A 20315-nucleotide genomic window follows, 5' to 3' on the forward strand; every position below is an offset into this window, starting at 1 on the left:
TCGGGAAGCAAGCGGCTCAACCGGCGGTAACGAGGTTTGATCATCTCAACCCCTTATAGTTAATGCGCCCTTAACCTTCCCGCCGATAGTCTGACACCCGAATCTGCCGGAATGCGCCACGCACCCGGCGAGTCCATGACAGACGGGGAAGAGCATGCGTTCAGGGGCTTCAGCACCGCTCGCGCTGGCCGATACGGGGCACGGCATCCAGGCGTTCGCACGGCGTCAGGTCGGGCGGCTGGTCAGCGCCGGGCTGTTCTTGGCTGTAGCCTTCGGCGTGGCCAGCCTTGCCACCTGGAACGTCGCCGATCCGAGCTTCTCCCACGCGACGAACAACGCCGTCACCAACGCCATGGGCTATGCGGGTGCGGTGTTCTCCGACCTCGCCATGCAGTTCTTCGGCCTCGCCGCTGTCGCCGCCCTGGTTCCGGCCGTCATCTGGGGCTTCCTGCTGTTTTCCGCGCGCGGCGTAGACAGGCTGCCCAAACGCGGGCTGTCCTGGTTCGGCTTCGCCTTGCTGGCCGCTGCAATGGCCGGCTGCGTTGTGCCGCCCAAGACCTGGCCGTTGCCCACCGGCCTCGGCGGCGTGTTCGGCGACATGGTGCTGAAGATCCCCAGCCTCGTCATCGGCGGCTACCCAACCGGGCTGATCGCCAGCATCATCGCTGTTCTGCTGGCCGCACCCGCTCTGTGGCTCTTTGCCCTTGGCTCGGCGCTGATCGGACGCAAGAACGGCTTCGCCGTCATGGAGGACGAGCCTGCCGCCGATCCGCGCGAGGACGACCTCTTGTTCGACAATGACGAGGACGAAGGCGACGAAGGTATCCTGGCGCTCGGCGCAATCACTCATTGGTGGCTCTCGTTGCGCGCGTGGATGCACCGCCGCGCCGTGCGCCGCAGGCAGGAGCGCGACGAGTACGAACCGGAGATGGAGCAGCGCTCCACTGCCTGGCGGCGCGCCGCAGAACGGGTCGAATCGGCCGAGTTCGCCGAGCAGCGGATGAGCCATGATGGCCGCGCCCGCGTCGAGCCCGAATTCTTCGCCGCCATGGTCAATGACCGCAGCGTCTCGCTCGACCCTGACGATGCCGACATCTTCGAAACCGACGACGACATGGATTTCGAGCAGGACGAGCCCGTCAGCCAGCGGCGCGGCGCGCCGACCGCCAAGGTCCAGCCGTTCCGCTCCGATGCCGCCACTCGTGTCGAGGCGCCGGCGGCGCGCCCCGTGCCCGGCGCCCGCGTGCAGCGCGAGGCACAGACATCGCTGATCGGCTCCGAAAAATTCGAGATGCCGTCGCTGCATTTCCTCTCCGAGCCGAAGAACGTGGTGCGCGACGCCAGCCTGTCCAAGGATGCGCTGGAACAGAACGCGCGCCTGCTCGAAGGCGTTTTGGAGGATTTCGGCGTCAAGGGCGAGATCATCGCCGTCCGTCCGGGTCCGGTGGTCACCCTCTATGAGCTCGAACCGGCGCCCGGCATCAAATCGTCACGCGTCATCGGCCTGTCCGACGACATCGCCCGCTCGATGAGCGCCATCGCCTGCCGCGTCGCCGTGGTGCCAGGCCGCAACGCCATCGGCATCGAACTGCCGAACGCCAAGCGCGAGACCGTCTATCTCAGAGAGATCCTGGCCAGCCGCGACTTCGAGACGACGAAGGCCAAGCTGGCGCTGGCGCTGGGCAAGACCATCAATGGCGAGGCGGTTATCGTCGACATCGCCAAGATGCCGCACGTGCTGGTCGCCGGCACCACCGGTTCGGGCAAGTCGGTCGCCATCAACACCATGATCCTGTCGCTGCTCTACCGGCTGACGCCGCAGGATTGCCGGCTGATCATGATCGATCCGAAGATGCTGGAACTTTCGGTCTATGACGGCATCCCGCATCTGCTCACGCCCGTCGTCACCGATCCGAAGAAGGCTGTGGTGGCGCTGAAATGGACCGTGCGCGAGATGGAGGACCGCTACCGCAAGATGTCCAAGGTCGGCGTGCGCAACATCGACGGCTTCAATGCCCGCGTCAGCCAGGCTGACAAGAAGGGCGAAAAGATCTCGCGCACCGTGCAGACCGGCTTCGACCGCCAGACTGGCGAGGCGATCTACGAGACCGAGAACCTCGATCTCGAGCCGATGCCCTATATCGTCGTCATCATCGACGAGATGGCAGACCTGATGATGGTCGCCGGCAAGGATATCGAGGGCGCCGTGCAGCGCCTGGCGCAGATGGCGCGCGCCGCCGGCATCCACGTCATCATGGCGACGCAGCGGCCGTCGGTCGACGTCATCACCGGCACCATCAAGGCCAATTTCCCGACCCGCATCTCCTTCCAGGTGACGTCGAAGATCGACAGCCGCACCATCCTGGGCGAGCAGGGCGCCGAGCAGCTGCTCGGCATGGGCGACATGCTCTACATGGCCGGCGGCGGCCGTATCCAGCGTGTGCACGGCCCGTTCGTCGCCGATGAAGAGGTCGAGAAGATCGTCGCGCATCTGAAGCTGCAGGGCGTGCCCGAATATCTCGATGCGATCACCGAGGATGACGGCGAGGACGATGACGAGCCGTCCGGCAAGGGCGGTTCCGGCAGCGGTGGCGGCAACAGCAATTTCGAGGATTCCGACGACCCTTACGATCAGGCGGTTTCCGTGGTGCTGCGCGACGGCAAGGCCTCGACCAGCTATATCCAGCGCCGGCTGGGCATCGGCTACAACCGCGCCGCCTCGATCATCGAGAAGATGGAGAAGGAAGGGATCGTCGGCCCGGCCAATCATGCCGGCAAGCGCGAAATCCTGGTGCCGACCGAAGAGGACAAGTTCTGACCAGAAGGCCTGACCCTTGTGACATCCTGGTCTCGCAACCTTGAACCTTTCAGGACGTTGAAGCGACTGAGGGACGCCTGAGCCGCCAAACTTCAGCCTAACTGGGGGTCCAAGCACAGAACAACTCAGGAATCAGATGAGAGTGACCGACATGAAAAATGATCCTTCAGCGCTCAGCAAATTTGCTCCCTCCCGGCGTCAGTTGCTGGGCCTCGGCCTGGCGTTTGCAGGGGCGACCGCCTTCAACGCGGTGCCCGGCTTCCAGGTGCTGGCTTCGGCGCAGGCGGCCGTGCCGGCCGCCGCACAGAAGATCGCCGACCATTTTTCCTCGGTGAAATCGATGAGCGGCGAATTCGTGCAGTTCGGCCCCAAGGGCGAGCAGACCGGCGGCAAGTTCTTCCTCGAACGGCCAGGCAAGATCCGCTTCAACTATGACGGCTCTTCGAACTTCCGGGTGATTTCAGACGGCAAGTCGGTGGTCATCCTGAACAAGAAACTCAACACCTCCGATCTCTATCCGCTGTCGAAGACGCCTCTGAAGCTGCTGCTCGACACCAGGATCGACCTCTCCGGCGACCGTGTCAAAAGCGTCAAGCAGGAGGATGACCTCACCACCATCCAGCTCGCCGACAAATCGGTATTCGGCAATTCGAAGATCACGATGATGTTCGATCCGAAAACCTTTGATTTGCGACAGTGGACGATCACCGACGCGCAGGGCAAGGACACAACGGTGATGATCTTCAACACCAAGGAAGGCGTCAGCTTCGCCCCCGATACTTTCGCCATCGACTACACGGCGAATCGCGAGCTCAACACCAACAAGTCGCGCTAACCCTGTCCTTATAGCTGTGGAAAGCACCGGGCCGCGCCTCGTCGGGCGTTGGCCGGCTTGTGTTTGCGGCTTGCGGCTGGCAATTTCCGGACTGACTCCGTCAAAAGGCGTCTTCCCCGTCAGGGCCCATCGGTTCTGGCCGGCTGTACGCTGTCCTGGATTGCCAAATGCCCTTCTCCATCGCCACCTGGAACATCAATTCCGTCCGGCTGCGCATGCCGATCGTCGAGCGCTTGCTCGTCGAGCATGCGCCTGACGTGCTCTGCCTGCAGGAAACCAAGGTTCCAGACGAGCTGTTTCCCGAAAAGGCCTTCCGCAAGCTCGGCTACGAGCACATCGCGTTCCATGGCCAGAAGGGCTATCACGGCGTCGCGACGGTGGCGCGGCGGCCGATCGAGGTGGTCGAGAAGCGACGCTTCTGCGAGATCGAGGACAGCCGGCATCTTTCGGTGACGGTGCGAGCTGGCGGCAAGGCGATCCTGCTGCACAATTTCTACGTTCCGGCGGGCGGCGACGAACCGGATCCCGTCATCAACAGGAAGTTCAAGCACAAGCTCGATTTCGTCGCCGAGATGAATGCCATCCGTGCCGAACATGACGAGGTGTCCGGCTCGGTGCTGGTCGGCGACCTCAACATCGCCCCGCTCGAACACGATGTCTGGTCGCACAAGCAATTGCTCAACGTGGTCAGCCACACGCCGGTGGAGACGGAAAATTTCGAAGCCATGCGCCTCGCCGGCAACTGGATCGACCTGATGCGGCTCAACGTGCCGCATGAGCAGAAGCTCTACACATGGTGGAGCTATCGCGCGCAGGATTGGGAGCTGTCCAATCGCGGCCGGCGGCTCGACCATGTCTGGTCGTCGCCGAATCTGGTGCCCAGCTTTTCCGGCTATGAAATCCTGCGCCTGGCGCGCGGCTGGGAGCGCCCGTCGGACCATGTGCCTGTTATCGCGCGGTTCGATCTGGATTAGGTGCGTCGATATTCGGGCGGGGCCGGCCTGACCTGAATCTCACCACATCTCAGAGCGCGACCAAATGAATTCAAATTCAAACGGCGTGCTTCAAGTCCGTGTTGAGTGTGTCGTTGCCCCAAGACTGCTGCGCCGGCAGGCCTGCTGCGTGATCCGGCAGATGGGGATGGTCGCGGCGGCGCGTCGCCAGCATGCGCTGGGCCGCTTCGATGATTTTCGGCGCCGGGACATTGGCGACCAGGCCGGCTGGACTTGCATGGCGGGATTCGATCACGTCCACGCAGTTCGAAAGCGGCCGCCAACGGGCCATGCTGGCACCGCCGCTGACGACAACCATCGGCGTCATCACGGTCGCCATGAGATGTGCCGTGCCGCCTTCGGCGCCAATGTAAAGATCGACAAACTCTCCGAGCGCCAGCAGCAAATCGCTGACATCGACACCCTCGACCGCGCCGGAATCGACAAGCCGCAACTTCGGCGCGCGTTGAGCCAGTTCAGCCATATCAGGGCCATCACCTGGCGTTTTCACATAGAGAAGATTTGCCCCGTCGGCGATCATACTGTCGGAGATCGCGACAACCTGATCCGCTGTCATGCGTTTGCCGCCATCGCCATGCGCCGCGATAACGATCAATGGAGCATGCTTGCCGTCCGCCAAAACCCTGGCCGCTGCCCGGGCGGCCGAGGTGGGCTCCAGCCGATGATCGAAAGGCAACCGCTTGCCCGCAAGACGCTCGATGAGGCGGTGGTAGCGCCATGCGTTGCGCTCGGGTCGTGCTTCGGGCTTCTGACCGGGGCGCCAGGAAAGCGCGAAAGCCGGGAAGTTCGCTTCATAGGCAATGCCGCGGCCGAGCAGTGAGCCCCAGGTCTGAATCAGCCAACGCCCCGAGATGCGGAAATCGACAACGGCCAATCGCCCCTTGCCCTTGCGATGGCTGGCCACCAGCTGCATCAGGGGCGTTCGGACATTGATCGCATCGACGAGGTGATCGACATGGCGGTTGAGGACATGTTCAAGGGACGACGACCGGGTGGTTCCGTAGACGATGAAACTGTCGGGGAATGCCGTCCTGGCGGCGCGCAAGGCCGGAATCCGGATCAATCCGTCGCCGAACGCGTCATTGCGGGAATACAAGATAATCGTCTCGTAGCGAGCTGGCAGCATGCCTCGCCCCCCAGGAGCTTGGTGGTGGCGGTGCCTGCTAGGCCGCCCGCCTTCGAGGTTCTGTAGGATTTCACCTCTTGCCTGTCAACGGAACCTCGCCCTCAGGTCCGGGCAGCGGGATGATCAACCTGTCGGCGAGCCTCCCACTCCGGCCGCAGTTGCGCCATGACCAGCTCGTCGCGGTGCACGCCCTTGAAAAACGCGCTGCCGCGCGCAATGCCCTCAGCCGTGAAGCCGACGGCTTCGTAGGCGCGCCGGGCGCGGTGATTGTCCGGGAAATGGCCAATGCAGAGCCGGTAGGCGTCGGTCTCGACGAAAACCCGATCGACCGCCGCCGCCAGCAGCACTCTGCCGTGGCCTTGTCCCGGTGCGACGACGGCGATGCGCTTGACCAGCGTCACGCGCTCGGCAGAGGCCCATTGGCGAAGGATCACGAAGCCGATCGGCATTGAGCCGTCGACACCGACAAAATAGGCATGATTGTTGTCGAAAAGGGCCTCGCGATGACGCGCTTCGTCCCAGCGCCCGACAAAGGCGTCATAGCCCTCGCGCCGTTCGGTCGCCATGATGAAGGGCAGGTCATTCTCGCCAGCGCGTACAAGCTGAAAGTTCATGCGAGCCTTTGAAGAGATAGAGCATAATGTCGTCCGAAAACCGCTTCACACTTTTCGGCATCATGCTCTAGCCGGAGAAGCGCGGCCCCAGTTCCTCGATGCGGCGGATCATCGCCTGGAATTCCTCCGAGATGCGCTGGTGGAGCTTGACCGCGATCTCAGGGTATTCCTCCAGAATGCGGCGGAACATCTTGCGGCTGAGCCGTATCACTTCCGAATCGATCTCGGCCGATGCGCTGGTCAACCGGTTGGTGTCGGCGATCAAGGCCAGTTCGCTCAGGATCGTGCCGGGGCCAGCCGTGCCTATCGCGATGCGTTCGTTATCCTGCTCCCGGTAGAGCACGATGCGCCCGCTGACCACGATATAGGCGGAATCGGCCTCGTCCTCCTCGCGGTAAAGCTTGTGGTTGGCGCTCAGCCTGGTGTTCTCGGCGCCGAAGGCGAGCAGGCGCAACTGTTCCTGCGTGAAGCCCTCGAAGAGCCTCACGGCGGACAGGATGCGGATGTCGTCATCCAGCGCCATCTAGCTGTGTCCCCGAACGGTCAGTCCAATCCCTCCTTTAGAGCGCCGCGCGTCCTCTTGGACGCGCAAAGGACGCTCTAACATTGTCAATCGGCGCATCGTGCTTTCCAAAAATCGAATCCGATTTTTGGGCCGATGCGCGGGGCAGATCCAGAAACCCCCTCCAACTGGATCGTACCCGAAAGCGGCCCCGCCCCGACCGCTCATTGGATAATGAAATGTTTAAGGAACCAGCTTGTAGCCGCCGCTTTCTGTCACAAGAATTTCCGCATTGGAAGGATCGCGCTCGATCTTCTGACGCAGCCGGTAGACATGGGTTTCCAGCGTGTGCGTGGTGACGCCGGAATTGTAGCCCCACACTTCCTCGAGCAGTACGTCGCGCGTCACCACTTTCTGGTCGGCGCGATAGAGATATTTGATGATCGAGGCCTCTTTCTCCGTCAGCCGCACCTTGCCGCCGCGCGGGTCGAGCAGCAGTTTCTGGCTGGGCTTGAAGGTGTAGGGCCCGACCGAGAAGGTGGCGTCCTCGCTCTGCTCATGCTGACGCAATTGCGCCCGAATGCGTGCCAGCAGCACGGCGAAGCGGAAAGGCTTCGTCACATAGTCGTTGGCGCCGGCCTCGAGACCGAGGATCGTATCCGAATCGGTGTCGTGCCCGGTGAGCATGATGATGGGCGCCTTGTAGCCGCCCTTGCGCAGGATCTTCACCGCTTCGCGGCCATCCATGTCGGGCAGCCCGACATCCATGATGAGCAGATCGATGAGGCCGCCGCGCGCGGCGGCGACACCTTTTGCCGCAGTCGATTCCTGCAGCACGTCGAATTCCTCGTAAAGGGACAATTGCTCGACCAGTGTGCCGCGCAGGTCGTCATCGTCGTCGACGATCAGAATGGTGCGTGAAGTCATGGATCAATCCGTTGTTTTGAAAAGAAAATTCAGTTGACCGCTGCCTGTTTATGCGGAAGCTGACCGACACAACAGCCGATCACAGTGATTTGTTCCGTGGCACGATCATACAAGAAAAAACACGATCGCAATGCAGCCGGCGCAATTTTGCGAAAAGGGCTGCGCGTGCTGACCGTGCGGGCCAGGCCCGGCCACCCAAGCCAGGGCCTGCTGCAGGCGGGCGGAACGGTGTTTGCGTGTGCGCTGGGGCGCGGCGGCATTTCGTCCGGCAAGCGCGAAGGCGACGGCGCCACGCCGCTGGCCTCGATGCGGATACTGTCGGGATATTTCCGGGGAGATCAGTTCTCCAGCGGCCGCAGGACCCGCCTGGCGATGACGCCGATCGGGCCTGATCTGGGCTGGTGCGAAGTGCCTGACGACCGCAACTACAACAGGCCGGTCAAGATCCCCTATGGCGCCAGCCACGAACGCATGCGGCGCGACGACCGGCTCTACGACGCCTGCCTGGTGCTCGACTGGAACCTGGCGCCACGCCGGCGCGGCCGCGGCAGCGCCATCTTCTTCCATCTGGCGCGCCCCGGCTTCACGCCGACGCAAGGCTGTGTGGCAGTCACGGCGCAAACGATGGCACGGCTGCTGCCGCTGCTGTCGGACCGGACGGTGGTGAGGGTGGTGAGGTAGGCAGTAGGCAGTAGGCAGTAGGCAGTAGGCAGTAGGCAGTAGGCAGTAGGCAGTAGGCAGTAGGCAGTAGGCTATCCGCCTCGGAGCCGCTTACTTTCCCCTACTGCCTACTGCCTATTCCCTACTCCCTTCCGTCCTGGCTGTTGCCAGCCGATGTCGAGGAGACCCAGCCGGCCCATCTCGCGGTCCATGGCGCGTGCGATGTCCTTGCGCCTGGCGCCGACGTCGCGCAGTTGCCGGTCCGACAGGTCTTCGACGTTCTGGTGCGGGAGATTGATCGCGACCCTGGCGTGACGCAACCAGTTGAGGGTCTCGGTCAGCCAGTTCGGACGGGGTGTCGATGAATTCAAAGCGATGATGGACATGGTGTGATCCGGTCTCTCCGGATATCAAATCCGGCTTGATGATGTTTCGATGGTGGGATTATGCCGGATTGAAATCCCTGCGAGAAACGAGTAGTTTTCTCTGGATCGTCAAGTTTTCTTTGAGGATAGAGTGGCCCGCCTTCTGCCCGGAACTCGCGCCTTGAGGACGCTGGAAGCAGCGGCCCGGCACCTCAATTTTACCCGCGCGGCCGATGAGCTGGGCCTGACACCAGCCGCCGTCAGCCATCAGATCAAGGAAATCGAGGATCAGCTCGGATTGGTGCTGTTCACGCGCACCAGCCGCACCATCCGGCTGACCGAGGCGGGCACGGTGCTGTTCGAGGCCTCGACCGACGCGCTCGACTTGCTTGGCCGGGCCGTTTCGCGGGCGCAAAAGCTGACGCGCGGCACGGCGCTGCTGAAAGTGACGCTGGATGCGCAGTTCGCGACGAAATGGCTGATGCGGCGCGTCGACGATTTTCGCAAGCACCAGCCGGGTATCGACCTCCGCTTCGACATCACCTATGAAGTGCGCGACTTCGACCTGGACGACGTCGATATCGGTATCCGTTTCGGCGCGGGCAAATATCCGGGCCTCTGCGCCCACCGGCTGTTCGACAACGTCATCATCCCGGTCTGCAGTCCGGCCCTGTTGCGCGGCCCGTTACCGTTGAAGGAACCGCGCGACCTCTTCCATCACACGCTCGCCCATATCGAATGGTCCCGCCTGGGTATCATATGGCCGAACTGGCGCATGTGGATGGCGGCCGCCGGCGTTGACGATTTCGACGACAGCCGGACGATCGTCTTCGTCAATTCCTCCGATGCCGTGCAGGCGGCGCTCGACGGCAATGCCGTCGCGCTGGCCGATTTCTTCATGGTGGCGCACGACCTTTCCGAGGGCAGGCTGGTGCAGCCGTTCGAACTGGGCATCAAGGTTACGCCCGACTTCGCCTATCACGTCGTCTATCCCGTCGAATCCGCGAATGATGCCAGGATCATCGCCTTCAGGGACTGGATCCTGAACGAAGTCCACAATCCGCAGCCCGACCCGACACGTCGCAGCTGGGATGCGTTCTAGAGCAAAGCGGGTTGCAGCGAGCCCGGCGCCGGTCAAGACCGGGCATTGTGGCCGAGGATCATCCGGGTGTACTTCTCCCAGTTCCATTTCAGGCGTCTGTACAAAAGCGGATAATTTTTGCCGCCAATGGATGTCGGGAACGTTCCGTTGTGGGTTCCTTGTTCGACAATAGGCCGTTCGAACCACAGCATTTCAATTCCCAGTTCCTCGTCCATCTGCTCGATCTGGTGATCGATCACCCTCGATATCCGGTTCTGGGCGACCCAGGCGCAACGGGCTTCGGCGACCGGGCGCGTGATGAGATAGGAATCGGTGCATCTGCCATGCCGTGCCGGGTAGAGCCTGCGCCCTTTCCGCAATTTCCAGCTCGGCGTGTAGTAATTGCCGCCATTGCCAAGAGAGATGACAGCCTTGCGCGACGGATCGCCGAATTCGGCCAACGCTTGCCGGAACTTGGCTGTGAAGTCACGGGCCAGGAACACGTCGTCCTCGAAAACCAGGCAATAGGGCAGGTCCGTCTCGAGGAAGTCGCGCCAGATGCCGACATGCTTCAGCGATAGCGAGACGCCCGCCGGGTGGACAAAACCGGGGGCGATCAGCTCATCGCGAATCTCCGGGGTGATGTCCGGCTGGTCCCAATCGGTGTAGAAGTAAACTGGCACTCCGCGCCGTTCGAACTCGCTGACGATGTGCCGGCGCCGGTCCTCGTAGCCCTGCTTGACGTGGCAGATCCGGGTGAACACCAGTTCGCGCGGGAAACCGGAATCGTCTGCCAGCATCAAATCACCGTCTCAGCTTGCCGCCGCGCCGAACCAGCCGATCACCGCGCCGATGATCAGCAGGACGCCAAGCCAGTGGCCGCCATCAATGAGGGTCAGGTCCCAGCCGAAATTCTCATAGCGGTGGTTGACCGACAGCGTCGTGGCGACGAAGCCCAGCCAAAGCACGAAGCCGAAGACCAGGCCGGCAAGCAGTGTCGGCTCGCCGCCGGTCATCGCGCCGACGACCAGAGCCATGATGTATGCCATGAGCAGCTCGGCTATGAAGCTGATGACGAAGGGCAGCGGCGACTTCTTCATCGTGGCCGGGTCAAGCTTGGCGGCCTTCAGCCACGGCTTGCTCAGGCCCATGTACCAGGCGGCGCCGAACAGCCATGCCACGATTGCGGCGGCGATCACCGCCAGCCAGTTCACTGCTGAAAAATCCATGAGCTTCCCCCTCCGATGCAGATTGATGGAACGCCTGTTCGGCGTTGGCGTCAAGCGAACCGCCAGACGGTCGTGCGCTTGACCAGGGAATCCTCCAGTGCCCGCGTGACGGCCACTTCATAGACCGCAAGCGGCTCCAGCCCTGCCTTCGGCATATATGACCGGCCGGGATCGCCGACGAGAATCTCGGCGCCGCGCGCCTTCAGGGTTGCGAACCACGGCATCAGCAGGTCGGCGAAGGATTTGTCGTAGAAAACATCGCCGGCCAGGGTCACGTCCCAACCTGCATCGGTGCCGATACAATCCGTGCCGAGGAATTCGATTGCGGCATCGTTGGCCTCGCTGTTGAGGCGGATCGCGGTCGCACAGAACGGATCGATGTCGGTGGCGATCACCTTGGCAGCGCCTGCCTTGGCGGCGGCGATGGCGACAAGGCCGGAGCCGGAAGCGAAGTCGAGCACACGCTTGCCCCGCACCGTGCCGGGATTGTCCAGGACATAGCGGGCAAGGCCCTGGCCGCCGGCCCAGGCAAAGGCCCAGAAAGGCGGCGGCAGGCCGATCTCGACCAGCTCATCCTCTGTCCGCTGCCACAGATCATGCGCTTCATCGGCGAGGTGAAGCAGGATTTCCGGCACGTGCGGCGGCACCATCAACGCCGTGTTGTCGAGAATGAATTGCTTCGCGCTGTTGGGCGTCAGCGCCGTCACGGAGCGGGCATCAGGCCGCCCATGCGGCAGACTTCCTTCCATTCGGCTGGCGTCACCGGCTGCACGGAAAGCCGCCCGAGCCGCACCAGCGCCATGTCGGCAAGCTTCGGATTGGCCTTGACCTCTTCCAGCGTCGGCGGGTTCGGCACATCCTGGACGGCGCGGATGTCGACGCATTCCCAGCGCGGATCGTCCGATGTGGTGTCGGGATGGGCCAGCGCGCAGACTTCGGCGATGCCGACCACGTTCAGCCCCTCGTTGGAATGATAGAAGAAGCCGAGGTCGCCGATCTGCATCGCCTTCATGTTGTTGCGCGCGGCATAGTTGCGCACGCCGTCCCATTGCGTGCCGGCCTTGCCCTTGGCCTTCAGCATCTCGAAGGAGAACTTGAATGGCTCCGATTTGAACAGCCAGTAGTTCATTTCTTTTGCTCCTCCTTAGGGTTGCGCGCCGACGACCGGGATTAACTAGCCGCCGGCTTGTTGAACGTCCAGTTCCACGGGCGGATTTCGACGCTTTCGAACAGGCCGGCCCTGGCGTAGGGGTCGGCGGCCGACAGGGCCTGCGCACCGGCCATGTCCGGCGCTTCGACGACGACGAGGCTGCCATTAGGCTTGCCTTCGGCGTCAAGGAACGGACCGGCGAACGCCAGCTTCTTGTCGCCGTTCAACCCTTCGAGAAAGGCGATATGCTCGGGCCGCGTGTCGAGGCGCACCTGCAGGCTTCCGGGCTTGTCCTTGCAAATCACAGCAAACAGCATGGTCTTTCTCCTGGCGGTCTTGGGTTCAAGGTCTTGGGATTCAAAGTCGTCGGGATCAATCGTTGGTTTCGGTCTTCAGCGGCCGGGTCATCAAGGCCGTCACAGCCTGCCGGATGGTGATGGTGCCGTCCAGTATGGCGGCGACGGCGGCAATGATCGGGGCGTCGATGGCGCGCTCGGTGGCGATGCGGGCAGCGATCGCCGCCGTCGGCACGCCTTCGGCCAGCGGCAATCCGGCCAGCGGCTTGCCTTGCCCGAGCGCCAGCCCATAGGCGAAATTGCGCGACTGGGTGGACGAGCAGGTGAGCAAAAGGTCGCCAAGGCCGGAGAGCCCCATCAGGGTCTCGGGCCTGGCGCCGAAGGCAGCGCCGATGCGGCGCAGTTCGACAAAGCCGCGCGTCACCATGGCGGCCTGGGCGCTGGCGCCGAGCCCGGCACCGGTGACAGCACCGGCTGCAATGGCGAAGACGTTCTTCAAGGCGCCGCCGATCTCGACGCCGATCAGGTCGTCGCTCGAATAGCAGCGCAAATTCTCGGCCGAAAAGCGGGCGGCGAGGTCGGCGGCCAGAGCCTCGTCGCGGGCGGCGACCACGACGGCCGTCGGCAGGCCGCGAGCGACATCGGTGGCGAAGCTTGGGCCGGACAGGGCGGCGACCGGATTTCGCGGCAGGAACTCTTCGACGATTGCCGACAGCAAGGCGCCCGTGTCGCGCTCGATTCCCTTGGCGCAGAGAACAAGCGGGATACCGGTCGGCATATGGGCTTGTGCGGCTGCCAGTGTCGCCCGCAGTGATTGCGCCGGCGTCACCGCCAGCACGCAATCGGCGCCGGCAAGTGCCGCCGCGATGTCGCTCGTCGCCTCGATACCAGGCGCGATGGCAATGCCGGGCAGATAGCGCGGGTTCTCGCCATGCCCGATCGAAGCGACGGTTTCAGGGTCGCGCGCGAACAACCGTACCGAATGACCGGCACGCAGCATCGCCAGCGCCAGTGCCGTGCCCCAGGCGCCGCCGCCGAGCACGGTGACACGCCAGCCGCTTTCGCCAGGACGGTTCCAGTCCTGGCCAGTCATGCCTTGGCTCCGCGCCGGCCGGAGCCGACCATCGGCGTCGAGATGCTGTCCAGCGGCCAGCGCGAGCGCGGCACGAAATCGAAGCCGTTCTCCCGCGCCATGCCGGCGCGCAGCCGCTCGACGCCGGCCCAGGCGATCATCGCCGCATTGTCGGTGCAAAGTTTCAGCGGCGGCGCAATGAAGGTGAAGCCGGCCTCGACACAGAGCCGCTCCAGCATCGCCTTGATCGTGTGGTTGGCGGCGACGCCGCCGGCAACGACGAGCGCCGGGTTTTCCGTGCCGGGAAATGTCTCGCGAAAGCGCGCCAGCGCGCGAAACACGCGGTCGGCCAGCGCATCGGCGACCGCCGCCTGGAAGGAGGCACAGATGTCGGCGACGTCCTGGTCGCTCAAGGGAGCAATGGCGCTCGCTGCCTGACGCACAGCGGTCTTGAGGCCGGAGAAGGAGAAGTCGGGCTGCGCCGAGCCCTTCATCGGGCGCGGAAAGGCAAAGCGCGAGGCATTGCCGGCCTGTGCCGCCTTCTCGACATTCGGTCCGCCGGGATAGGGCAGGCCCAGCATCTTGGCCGTCTTGTCGAAGGCTTCGCCGAGCGCGTCGTCGATGGTCGTTGCCCAACGCTGATAGTCGCCGACGCCACGCACGGCGAGGATCTGTGTGTGGCCGCCGGAGACCAGCAGCAAAAGATAGGGAAAATCGAGGCCATCGGTCAGCCGTGCCGTCAAGGCATGGCCTTCGAGATGGTTGATGGCGATCAGCGGCTTGTTTGCAGCAGCGGCAATCGCCTTGGCCGTCATCAGCCCGACGATCAGCCCGCCGACCAGGCCGGGACCGGCGGTGGCGGCGATCGCATCGATATCGGCGAGCGCAATGCCCGAATCGGCAAGGGCCGCCTCGATGATGCCGTCCAGCGCCTCGACATGGGCGCGCGCCGCGATCTCCGGCACGACGCCGCCGAATGCGGCATGTTCCTCGATCTGGCTGAGCACGATGTTGGACAGGATTCTTGGCGCGGCATCGCCGTCCAGCGCCACGACGCTGGCGGCGGTCTCGTCACAACTCGTCTCTATGCCCAGCACGCGGATCAATTCGTCGCTATCCCAAGAGATTGTCTGTCAGGCCTTTCCCCGTTAGGAGAAAGCCCGCAAAGGCCTCGGTTACTTCAGCTGCATTTCCGCGACGCCAAGTGGCTCCACTTGGCTGCAAAATGCTCAGGCCGGGGGTTATCACGGACGGCGCGCCATGCAAACAATCTTGAGAATCGGAACACGCGGCAGCCCGCTGGCGCTGGCACAGGCGCAGGAAACGCAGGCGCGGCTGATGGCCGCGCATGGCATGCAGGCCGAGGCCTTCGAGATCGTCGTCATCTCGACCAGCGGCGACCGCATCCAGGACCGGCCGCTGTCGGAAGCCGGCGGCAAGGGCCTGTTCACCAAGGAGATCGAGGAGGCGCTGCTGGCGGGGCGGATCGACATCGCCGTGCATTCGTCGAAGGACATGCCGACACAACTGCCCGACGGTCTCGAACTCTCGGCCTTCCTGCCGCGCGAGGACGCGCGCGACGCCTTTGTCGGCAAGGCGGCGAAGACGATTGCCGACTTGCCGCAGGGCGCGAAAGTCGGCTCGTCGTCGCTGCGGCGGCAGGCGCTGATCCGCCGCATGCGGCCGGATCTCGACGTGGTGATGTTCCGCGGCAATGTGCAGACACGACTGCGCAAGCTCGACGAAGGCGTCGCCGCCGGCACGATCCTCGCCTATGCCGGGCTGAAGCGGCTCGGGCTCGAGCAGGTCGCCACCGACCTGATGCCGCTCGACATCTTTCCGCCGGCGCCGGGGCAAGGCGCGATCGGCATCGAAACCCGCATCGGCGACCGCGATGTCGAAAAGATGCTGGCGGCAATCCATGATGTTGCGACCGGCCAGGCGCTGGCCTGCGAGCGTGCCTTCCTGGCGGCGCTGGATGGTTCCTGCCGCACGCCGATCGCCGGCTATGCGGCGATCGAGGCTGGAAAGCTGTCTTTTGCCGGGCTGATCATCTCGCCCGACGGTACGCAATCGCACACGGTCGAGCTGCAAGGACCGGCGCAGGCCGCCGCCCGTATCGGCACCGAAGCAGCCAGGACGGTGCGGGCCAAGGCCGGCGAAAAGTTCTTCGACGGTTGGCTGTGAAAATGCTTCGCGTCCTGGTGACGAGACCGGAACCGGGCGCCTCGCGCACAGCGCGGCAGCTTAGGGAGACAGGGTTTCAGCCGATTCTCTTGCCCCTCACCGAAACGGTGGCGCTGCCGGTCGATGCCGGACTCGGCCCGGACGCTGCCGTCGCCGTGGCCATCACCAGCGCCAATGCCGTGCGCCACGCACCGGAAGAAGTCATCGCGGCGCTTGCCGCCTTGCCCTGCCATGCCGTCGGCAAAAGGACGGCGGAAGCCGCGCGCAAAGCGGGGTTCTTGTCGGTCAGCGAAGGCCCAGGCAATGCCGAAGGTCTCGCCGACAGACTTGCTGGTGATCTCTCGGGCAAGATCATTGTCTATCTCTGTGGGCGCGTGCGGTTTCCGGCCTTCGAACAGAGGCTCAAGACGGCGGGCGTTCAGGTCCACGCCGTCGAGACATATGACACGCTCCAGATGGGTTATTCGGATGAAACCATCATTGAGCGCCTGTCTGACCGACCCGCCGATGCGGTGCTGCTTTATTCGGTCAAGGCGGCTGCCGCGATGCAGGTCTTGGCCAGGCGGCCGGCATTGCAAGGGCTCTTTGAAAAAACATGGTTTTTCACCCTTTCTGCGCGCATCGCGACGACCCTCGACGATACCGCCAGCGAAAGAACCCGCATTGCCGCGCAGCCCGACGAGGAAGCGTTGTTGGCGCTTTTGCGAGGCGTGAGCTGAGCCGCGTCATCACACCGCCCCTTTTCACCGCTTGGTGATGTGCTAGACCCTTTCTGAACCATCATGCGCCGCAGGGCGTTGAGACGAAGCGAATTGTGCGGAGCCAGGCATGGTCAAGACGCCGAAGATGCGACACTCGAAAAGCCGCCGCGAACCGGTGACCATCGATCTCGAGCCGGGCGCCGTCTCACGCATCGTCGACGAGGATGCCGCCAAGACGCAGCCAGGCACTGATGAAGCGCCAGTGGAGGCCACGGAAGCCCCTCAATCCGAAGTTCCCGAAGAGCCGGTTCATGCCGACCAGACCGATCTCGAGCCCTGGGAGCATGCCGATGCCGCCGCGGAGGCGCAAGCGCCGGCGGATGCCGGAGCCAAAGCCGCCGAGCCTGAGCTCCCTTATCCCGGTTCGGATGCGCCGCCCAACCGCGCCAAAACCTTCGACTACAGTTTCGAGGACGCATCGGCGAAGCACACGCAGACCGATGGCAGCAAGGCCAAAACCGAGACACGGGACGACAGAATGGCGCCGACACCTCCCCCTGAAAAGCGTGGCGGCCTCAATGGCATCGCTGCCGGCATCATCGGTGGTGTCATCGCGCTGGTCGGCGCCGGCGGGCTGCAATTTGCCGGCCTGCTCGGTGCGCCGGGGTCAGGCGCCGGCGTCTCGCTCGATGGCGTCAATGGCGACATCGCTTCGCTGAAGACGGAAGTCGCAAACTTGAAAGACGCCGGTGGCAACGGTGACGCGGCGGCCAAGGTGGTCGGGCTGTCCTCGGGCCTGGAGCAGGTCAAGGCCGATGTCGCGGCGCTGAAATCGGCGGTCGAGAAAGGTGGAGCCGGCGACACCGCCGGGCTTGCCGCACTGGGCGACAAGGTCGCGCAGATCGAAACGGCGGTCGCCGCGCTCGGCAAGGCCGGCAGCACGGCTCCGGTCGATCTCGGCCCGCTCACCGAAAAACTGGCTGGTCTCGAAGCGCAGCTGAAGTCGGCCGGCGACGCGGCGACGGCACAGGATGGCCGGCTCACCGCGCTGGAGCAGTCTGTGTCGCAGCTTTCCGGCAAGGTCGAGGCGGCGGCAGGACAGCCGAAGATCGCGCTCGCCATTGCGGCCTCTGCGCTCAAGGCGGCGCTCGACCGTGGCGCGCCGTTTTCGGCCGAACTCGAAACCTTTGCCGCGATTTCGCCTGATGCACCGCAGCTCGCGACGCTGCGCACCTATGCCGAAAAGGGCGTCCCGACGCGCGCCGAGATCGCAACGCAAGCGGATGCCGCAGCCAATGCCATGGTCACCGCCGCGACGCCTGTCGATGAGAATGCCGGCTTCCTGCAGAACCTTTTGTCGAGCGCCGAATCGCTGGTCAAGGTCAGGCCGATCGGCGCCGTCGAGGGTGCCGGTGCGCCGGAAACCGTCGCGCGCATGGAGGCGGCGGTCAATCAGGGCGACTACGCCAAGGCGCTCAGTGAATACGACACGCTGCCTGAAGCCGCCAAGGCTGCCGGCGCCGACTTTGCCGGCAAACTGAAGGCACGCATCGAGGTCGAAACCCAGGTCGACGCGCTGATCTCCGGCGCGATGAAGGCATGAGGGCAACACAATGATCCGCCTGCTCGCCTTCCTCATCGTCGTTTTCGCGCTCGGGCTGGGCTTTGCCTGGCTGGCCGACCGGCCGGGCGACATGGTCGTCACCTTCAGTGGTTACCAATACCAGGTAAGCCTGATGGTGGCGGCGGTGGCTGTCGTTGCCGTGGTCGCAGCGGTGATGATCCTGTGGTGGCTGCTCAAGTCGCTGTGGAACAGCCCCTACACCATCTCGCGCTATTTCCGTGTCCGCCGCCGCGATCGTGGCTATCAGGCGCTGTCGACCGGTATGATCGCCGCCGGCGCTGGTGATGGCGCGCTGGCCCGCAAGAAGACCAAGGAAGCCGCCAAGCTGATCCGCTCCGACCAGGAGCCGCTGATCCATCTGCTCGAAGCGCAGGCGTCGCTGCTCGAAGGCGATCATGAAGGCGCGCGGCAGAAGTTCGAGAGCATGCTGGACGATCCCGAAATGCGGCTGCTGGGCCTGCGCGGGCTCTATCTCGAAGCCGAGCGGCTCGGCGACCGCAACGCCGCCCGGCACTATGCCGGCCGCGCCGCCGTGATGGCGCCGCAGCTGGCTTGGGCGGCCGAATCGACGCTGGAAGAGCTGGCCGCGCGCGGCGACTGGGACGGCGCCCTGAAACTGGTCGACGCGCAGAAGTCGACGCGGCAGATCGAACGCGACGCCGCCAACCGCCGCCGCGCCGTGCTGTTGACCGCCAAGGCGCAGGCGCTTGCCGACAGCGATCCCGCTGCCGCCAGAACCGCGGCGATCGAGGCCAACCGGCTGCGGCCGGACTTCGCGCCCGCCGCCGTTGCTGCAGCCGCCGCGCTGTTCAAGCAGAACGACGTGCGCAAGGGCTCAAAAATCCTCGAGGCGGCGTGGAAGGCCGAGCCGCATCCGGAGGTCGCCGAACTCTACACCCATGCAAGACCGGGCGACGCCGTGCTCGACCGCCTCAACCGGGCGAAGAAGCTGCAGGAGATGAAGAAGAACCACGCCGAGTCGTCGATGACGGTGGCACGCGCCGCGCTCGACGCGCAGGATTTCGCGACCGCTCGCCGCGAGGCCGAGGCGGCGATCCGGATGGACCGCCGCGAGGGCGCCTATCTGCTGCTCGCCGATATCGAGGAGGCCGAGACCGGCGACCAGGGCAAGGTGCGACAGCTTCTGTCCAGGGCGGTGCGGGCGCCGCGCGATCCGGCCTGGGTCGCCGACGGCGTTGCTTCCGAGCGCTGGGCGCCGGTATCGCCGGTCACCGGTCGGCTCGACGCCTTCGAATGGCGCGCGCCGATGGAGCGCCTCGGCCAGTTGATCGACAGCCATGAGGATGCGCCAGCCAGCGCGGCGCCGGTCATTGAAGCACTGGCGAAGCCGACGAGCGAAAAAAGCCGGCCGAGGTGATCGATGACGCCGGTCACGGCGAGGCGGCGGGCAAGCACGCCGAGAGCCACGAAGATCATGTCCGGCCGATCACGGCGGCAGCCTTCGCGGCGGTGCCGACCGATGCCGAGGCCGTCGATCCGGCCGAGGAGCTTGCACGGCTGCCGGACGATCCCGGCGTCGATCCGGACGAGGAAGCGGAAAAATCGCCGCGCCGGTTTCGATTGTTTTGAGTTGGGCCGGCCGTCAGGCCGTTGGGGAATGGGTCTATGTTTGAACGCGTTCTGTCGTTTCTCAGGGATTTGCCGGCCGCCGCCGGCACGCATGCCAGCACGGATGACCCGCGCGTCGCGGCCTCGGCGCTTCTCTACCATGTGATGAATGCCGATGGCGTGCGCCAGGATGTCGAATGGGAGCGGTTCAAGGCGGTGTTGTCGGAGAGCTACTCGATCAGCGGCGCTGAACTCGAAGCGCTTGCCGCCGCGGGCGAGCGGGCCGACAATGAGGCGATCGATCTCTATGCCTTCACCAGTGTCTTGAAGCGCCATCTCGATGCCGATGCGCGCAAGGCTTTCATTGGCCTGATGTGGGAGATCGTCTATGCCGATGGCGAGCTGCACGAGCTGGAAGACAACACCGTCTGGCGCGTCGCCGAGCTGATCGGCGTCGAACGCCGCGACCGCGTCGAGGCGCGCCGCAAGGCGGCGGCGCACGCACCCGGCGCCACCGGAACATCGAGCGACGAATAGGATTTTCGC

The 20315-nt window shown here is 64.3% G+C and carries 21 protein-coding genes and 1 pseudogene; 10 read left to right on the top strand and 12 right to left on the bottom strand.

Annotation, left to right across the window (positions count from 1 at the left end; translation table 11 throughout):
• The first annotated feature begins 154 nt into the window (after window positions 1-154).
• The 3 genes from HB777_31075 (at window position 155) to HB777_31085 (ending at window position 4627) form a co-directional block, all read left to right on the top strand.
• Entirely contained in the window at window positions 155-2818 is a 2664-nt protein-coding gene (locus tag HB777_31075; GenBank protein ID QND67954.1) for a DNA translocase FtsK, read from the top strand.
• A 151-nt stretch (window positions 2819-2969) separates the two neighbouring features.
• The gene (locus tag HB777_31080; GenBank protein QND68960.1) at window positions 2970-3653 is read left to right on the top strand and encodes an outer membrane lipoprotein carrier protein LolA; all 684 of its coding nucleotides are present in this window, start codon (window positions 2970-2972) and stop codon (window positions 3651-3653) included.
• Between the two features lie 167 nt (window positions 3654-3820).
• A complete protein-coding gene (locus tag HB777_31085) occupies window positions 3821-4627 on the top strand; it encodes an exodeoxyribonuclease III (protein QND67955.1) in 807 nt (268 codons plus the stop codon).
• 76 nt (window positions 4628-4703) lie between these two features.
• Here HB777_31085 and HB777_31090 read toward each other — a convergent pair whose 3' ends face one another.
• The 4 genes from HB777_31090 to HB777_31105 all read right to left on the bottom strand — a co-directional run bounded on the left by HB777_31090 (window position 4704) and on the right by HB777_31105 (window position 7835).
• Entirely contained in the window at window positions 4704-5792 is a 1089-nt protein-coding gene (locus HB777_31090; protein ID QND67956.1) for a hypothetical protein, read from the bottom strand.
• A 101-nt stretch (window positions 5793-5893) separates the two neighbouring features.
• Window positions 5894-6406 (bottom strand): GNAT family N-acetyltransferase, encoded by a 513-nt coding sequence (locus tag HB777_31095; GenBank protein QND67957.1) that lies wholly within the window; start codon window positions 6404-6406, stop codon window positions 5894-5896.
• A gap of 67 nt (window positions 6407-6473) precedes the next feature.
• The gene (locus tag HB777_31100) at window positions 6474-6929 is read right to left on the bottom strand and encodes a Crp/Fnr family transcriptional regulator (protein ID QND67958.1); all 456 of its coding nucleotides are present in this window, start codon (window positions 6927-6929) and stop codon (window positions 6474-6476) included.
• Between the two features lie 222 nt (window positions 6930-7151).
• Window positions 7152-7835 (bottom strand): response regulator transcription factor, encoded by a 684-nt coding sequence (locus HB777_31105; GenBank protein QND67959.1) that lies wholly within the window; start codon window positions 7833-7835, stop codon window positions 7152-7154.
• Between the two features lie 165 nt (window positions 7836-8000).
• Between HB777_31105 and HB777_31110 the strand changes: the two genes are divergently transcribed.
• Window positions 8001-8516 (top strand): L,D-transpeptidase, encoded by a 516-nt coding sequence (locus HB777_31110; GenBank protein QND68961.1) that lies wholly within the window; start codon window positions 8001-8003, stop codon window positions 8514-8516.
• 107 nt (window positions 8517-8623) lie between these two features.
• Here HB777_31110 and HB777_31115 read toward each other — a convergent pair whose 3' ends face one another.
• Window positions 8624-8881: a hypothetical protein gene (locus HB777_31115; GenBank protein QND67960.1), complete on the bottom strand. Its 258-nt coding sequence runs from the start codon at window positions 8879-8881 to the stop codon at window positions 8624-8626.
• A 130-nt stretch (window positions 8882-9011) separates the two neighbouring features.
• Here HB777_31115 and gcvA point away from each other — a divergent pair, with 130 nt between their 5' ends.
• Window positions 9012-9962, top strand: a complete 951-nt coding sequence (gene gcvA / locus HB777_31120) for a transcriptional regulator GcvA (protein ID QND67961.1) — start codon at window positions 9012-9014, stop codon at window positions 9960-9962.
• Between the two features lie 32 nt (window positions 9963-9994).
• On the opposite strand, the gene HB777_31125 is transcribed toward gcvA, so the two are convergent.
• The 7 genes from HB777_31125 to tsaD are packed head-to-tail and all read right to left on the bottom strand — an operon-like array spanning window position 9995 to window position 14794.
• On the bottom strand, window positions 9995-10738 hold the full coding sequence (locus tag HB777_31125) for a hypothetical protein (GenBank protein QND68962.1): 744 nt from the start codon (window positions 10736-10738) through the stop codon (window positions 9995-9997).
• Window positions 10739-10753: 15 nt separating this feature from the next.
• Window positions 10754-11170, bottom strand: coding sequence for a DUF1761 domain-containing protein (locus HB777_31130; GenBank protein ID QND67962.1), 417 nt, complete (start codon window positions 11168-11170; stop codon window positions 10754-10756).
• 50 nt (window positions 11171-11220) lie between these two features.
• Complete coding sequence (locus HB777_31135) at window positions 11221-11877, bottom strand: methyltransferase (GenBank protein ID QND68963.1); 657 nt, start codon at window positions 11875-11877, stop codon at window positions 11221-11223.
• Entirely contained in the window at window positions 11874-12299 is a 426-nt protein-coding gene (locus HB777_31140; GenBank protein ID QND67963.1) for an EVE domain-containing protein, read from the bottom strand. The genes HB777_31135 and HB777_31140 overlap by 4 nt, the downstream gene beginning before the upstream one ends.
• Window positions 12300-12340: 41 nt before the next feature.
• Window positions 12341-12637 carry a hypothetical protein gene (locus HB777_31145; GenBank protein QND67964.1) on the bottom strand — a complete coding sequence of 99 codons (297 nt, stop codon included), beginning with the start codon at window positions 12635-12637 and terminating at the stop codon, window positions 12341-12343.
• Between the two features lie 55 nt (window positions 12638-12692).
• Entirely contained in the window at window positions 12693-13709 is a 1017-nt protein-coding gene (locus HB777_31150) for an NAD(P)-dependent glycerol-3-phosphate dehydrogenase (protein QND67965.1), read from the bottom strand.
• Window positions 13706-14794: a tRNA (adenosine(37)-N6)-threonylcarbamoyltransferase complex transferase subunit TsaD gene (tsaD, locus tag HB777_31155; protein QND67966.1), complete on the bottom strand. Its 1089-nt coding sequence runs from the start codon at window positions 14792-14794 to the stop codon at window positions 13706-13708. Before tsaD ends, HB777_31150 begins: the two co-directional genes overlap by 4 nt.
• A gap of 154 nt (window positions 14795-14948) precedes the next feature.
• Between tsaD and hemC the strand changes: the two genes are divergently transcribed.
• The 5 genes and pseudogenes from hemC to HB777_31180 all read left to right on the top strand — a co-directional run bounded on the left by hemC (window position 14949) and on the right by HB777_31180 (window position 20306).
• Entirely contained in the window at window positions 14949-15875 is a 927-nt protein-coding gene (gene hemC / locus HB777_31160) for a hydroxymethylbilane synthase (protein QND67967.1), read from the top strand.
• A 2-nt stretch (window positions 15876-15877) separates the two neighbouring features.
• Window positions 15878-16594, top strand: a complete 717-nt coding sequence (locus HB777_31165) for a uroporphyrinogen-III synthase (GenBank protein ID QND67968.1) — start codon at window positions 15878-15880, stop codon at window positions 16592-16594.
• Between the two features lie 109 nt (window positions 16595-16703).
• Window positions 16704-18179, top strand: coding sequence for a phage tail protein (locus tag HB777_31170; protein QND67969.1), 1476 nt, complete (start codon window positions 16704-16706; stop codon window positions 18177-18179).
• Window positions 18180-18189: 10 nt separating this feature from the next.
• Window positions 18190-19790 (top strand): annotated as a pseudogene (locus HB777_31175) (heme biosynthesis protein HemY).
• 36 nt (window positions 19791-19826) lie between these two features.
• Window positions 19827-20306: a hypothetical protein gene (locus HB777_31180; GenBank protein ID QND67970.1), complete on the top strand. Its 480-nt coding sequence runs from the start codon at window positions 19827-19829 to the stop codon at window positions 20304-20306.
• Window positions 20307-20315: the final 9 nt, after the last annotated feature.

The sequence above is a fragment of the Mesorhizobium loti genome, assembly GCA_014189435.1.
GTDB lineage: Bacteria > Pseudomonadota > Alphaproteobacteria > Rhizobiales > Rhizobiaceae > Mesorhizobium > Mesorhizobium loti_G.

Coding starts and splice junctions, on each gene's coding strand:
- HB777_31075 (QND67954.1), top strand. CDS start 155: ATGCGTTCAGGGGCTTCAGCACCGCTCGCGCTGGCCGATACGGGGCAC.
- HB777_31180 (QND67970.1), top strand. CDS start 19,827: ATGTTTGAACGCGTTCTGTCGTTTCTCAGGGATTTGCCGGCCGCCGCC.
- HB777_31105 (QND67959.1), bottom strand. CDS start 7,835: ATGACTTCACGCACCATTCTGATCGTCGACGACGATGACGACCTGCGC.
- HB777_31130 (QND67962.1), bottom strand. CDS start 11,170: ATGGATTTTTCAGCAGTGAACTGGCTGGCGGTGATCGCCGCCGCAATC.
- HB777_31100 (QND67958.1), bottom strand. CDS start 6,929: ATGGCGCTGGATGACGACATCCGCATCCTGTCCGCCGTGAGGCTCTTC.
- HB777_31115 (QND67960.1), bottom strand. CDS start 8,881: ATGTCCATCATCGCTTTGAATTCATCGACACCCCGTCCGAACTGGCTG.
- hemC (QND67967.1), top strand. CDS start 14,949: ATGCAAACAATCTTGAGAATCGGAACACGCGGCAGCCCGCTGGCGCTG.
- HB777_31170 (QND67969.1), top strand. CDS start 16,704: ATGGTCAAGACGCCGAAGATGCGACACTCGAAAAGCCGCCGCGAACCG.
- HB777_31095 (QND67957.1), bottom strand. CDS start 6,406: ATGAACTTTCAGCTTGTACGCGCTGGCGAGAATGACCTGCCCTTCATC.
- HB777_31085 (QND67955.1), top strand. CDS start 3,821: ATGCCCTTCTCCATCGCCACCTGGAACATCAATTCCGTCCGGCTGCGC.
- HB777_31080 (QND68960.1), top strand. CDS start 2,970: ATGAAAAATGATCCTTCAGCGCTCAGCAAATTTGCTCCCTCCCGGCGT.
- HB777_31150 (QND67965.1), bottom strand. CDS start 13,709: ATGACTGGCCAGGACTGGAACCGTCCTGGCGAAAGCGGCTGGCGTGTC.
- HB777_31140 (QND67963.1), bottom strand. CDS start 12,299: ATGAACTACTGGCTGTTCAAATCGGAGCCATTCAAGTTCTCCTTCGAG.
- HB777_31165 (QND67968.1), top strand. CDS start 15,878: ATGCTTCGCGTCCTGGTGACGAGACCGGAACCGGGCGCCTCGCGCACA.
- HB777_31145 (QND67964.1), bottom strand. CDS start 12,637: ATGCTGTTTGCTGTGATTTGCAAGGACAAGCCCGGAAGCCTGCAGGTG.
- HB777_31090 (QND67956.1), bottom strand. CDS start 5,792: ATGCTGCCAGCTCGCTACGAGACGATTATCTTGTATTCCCGCAATGAC.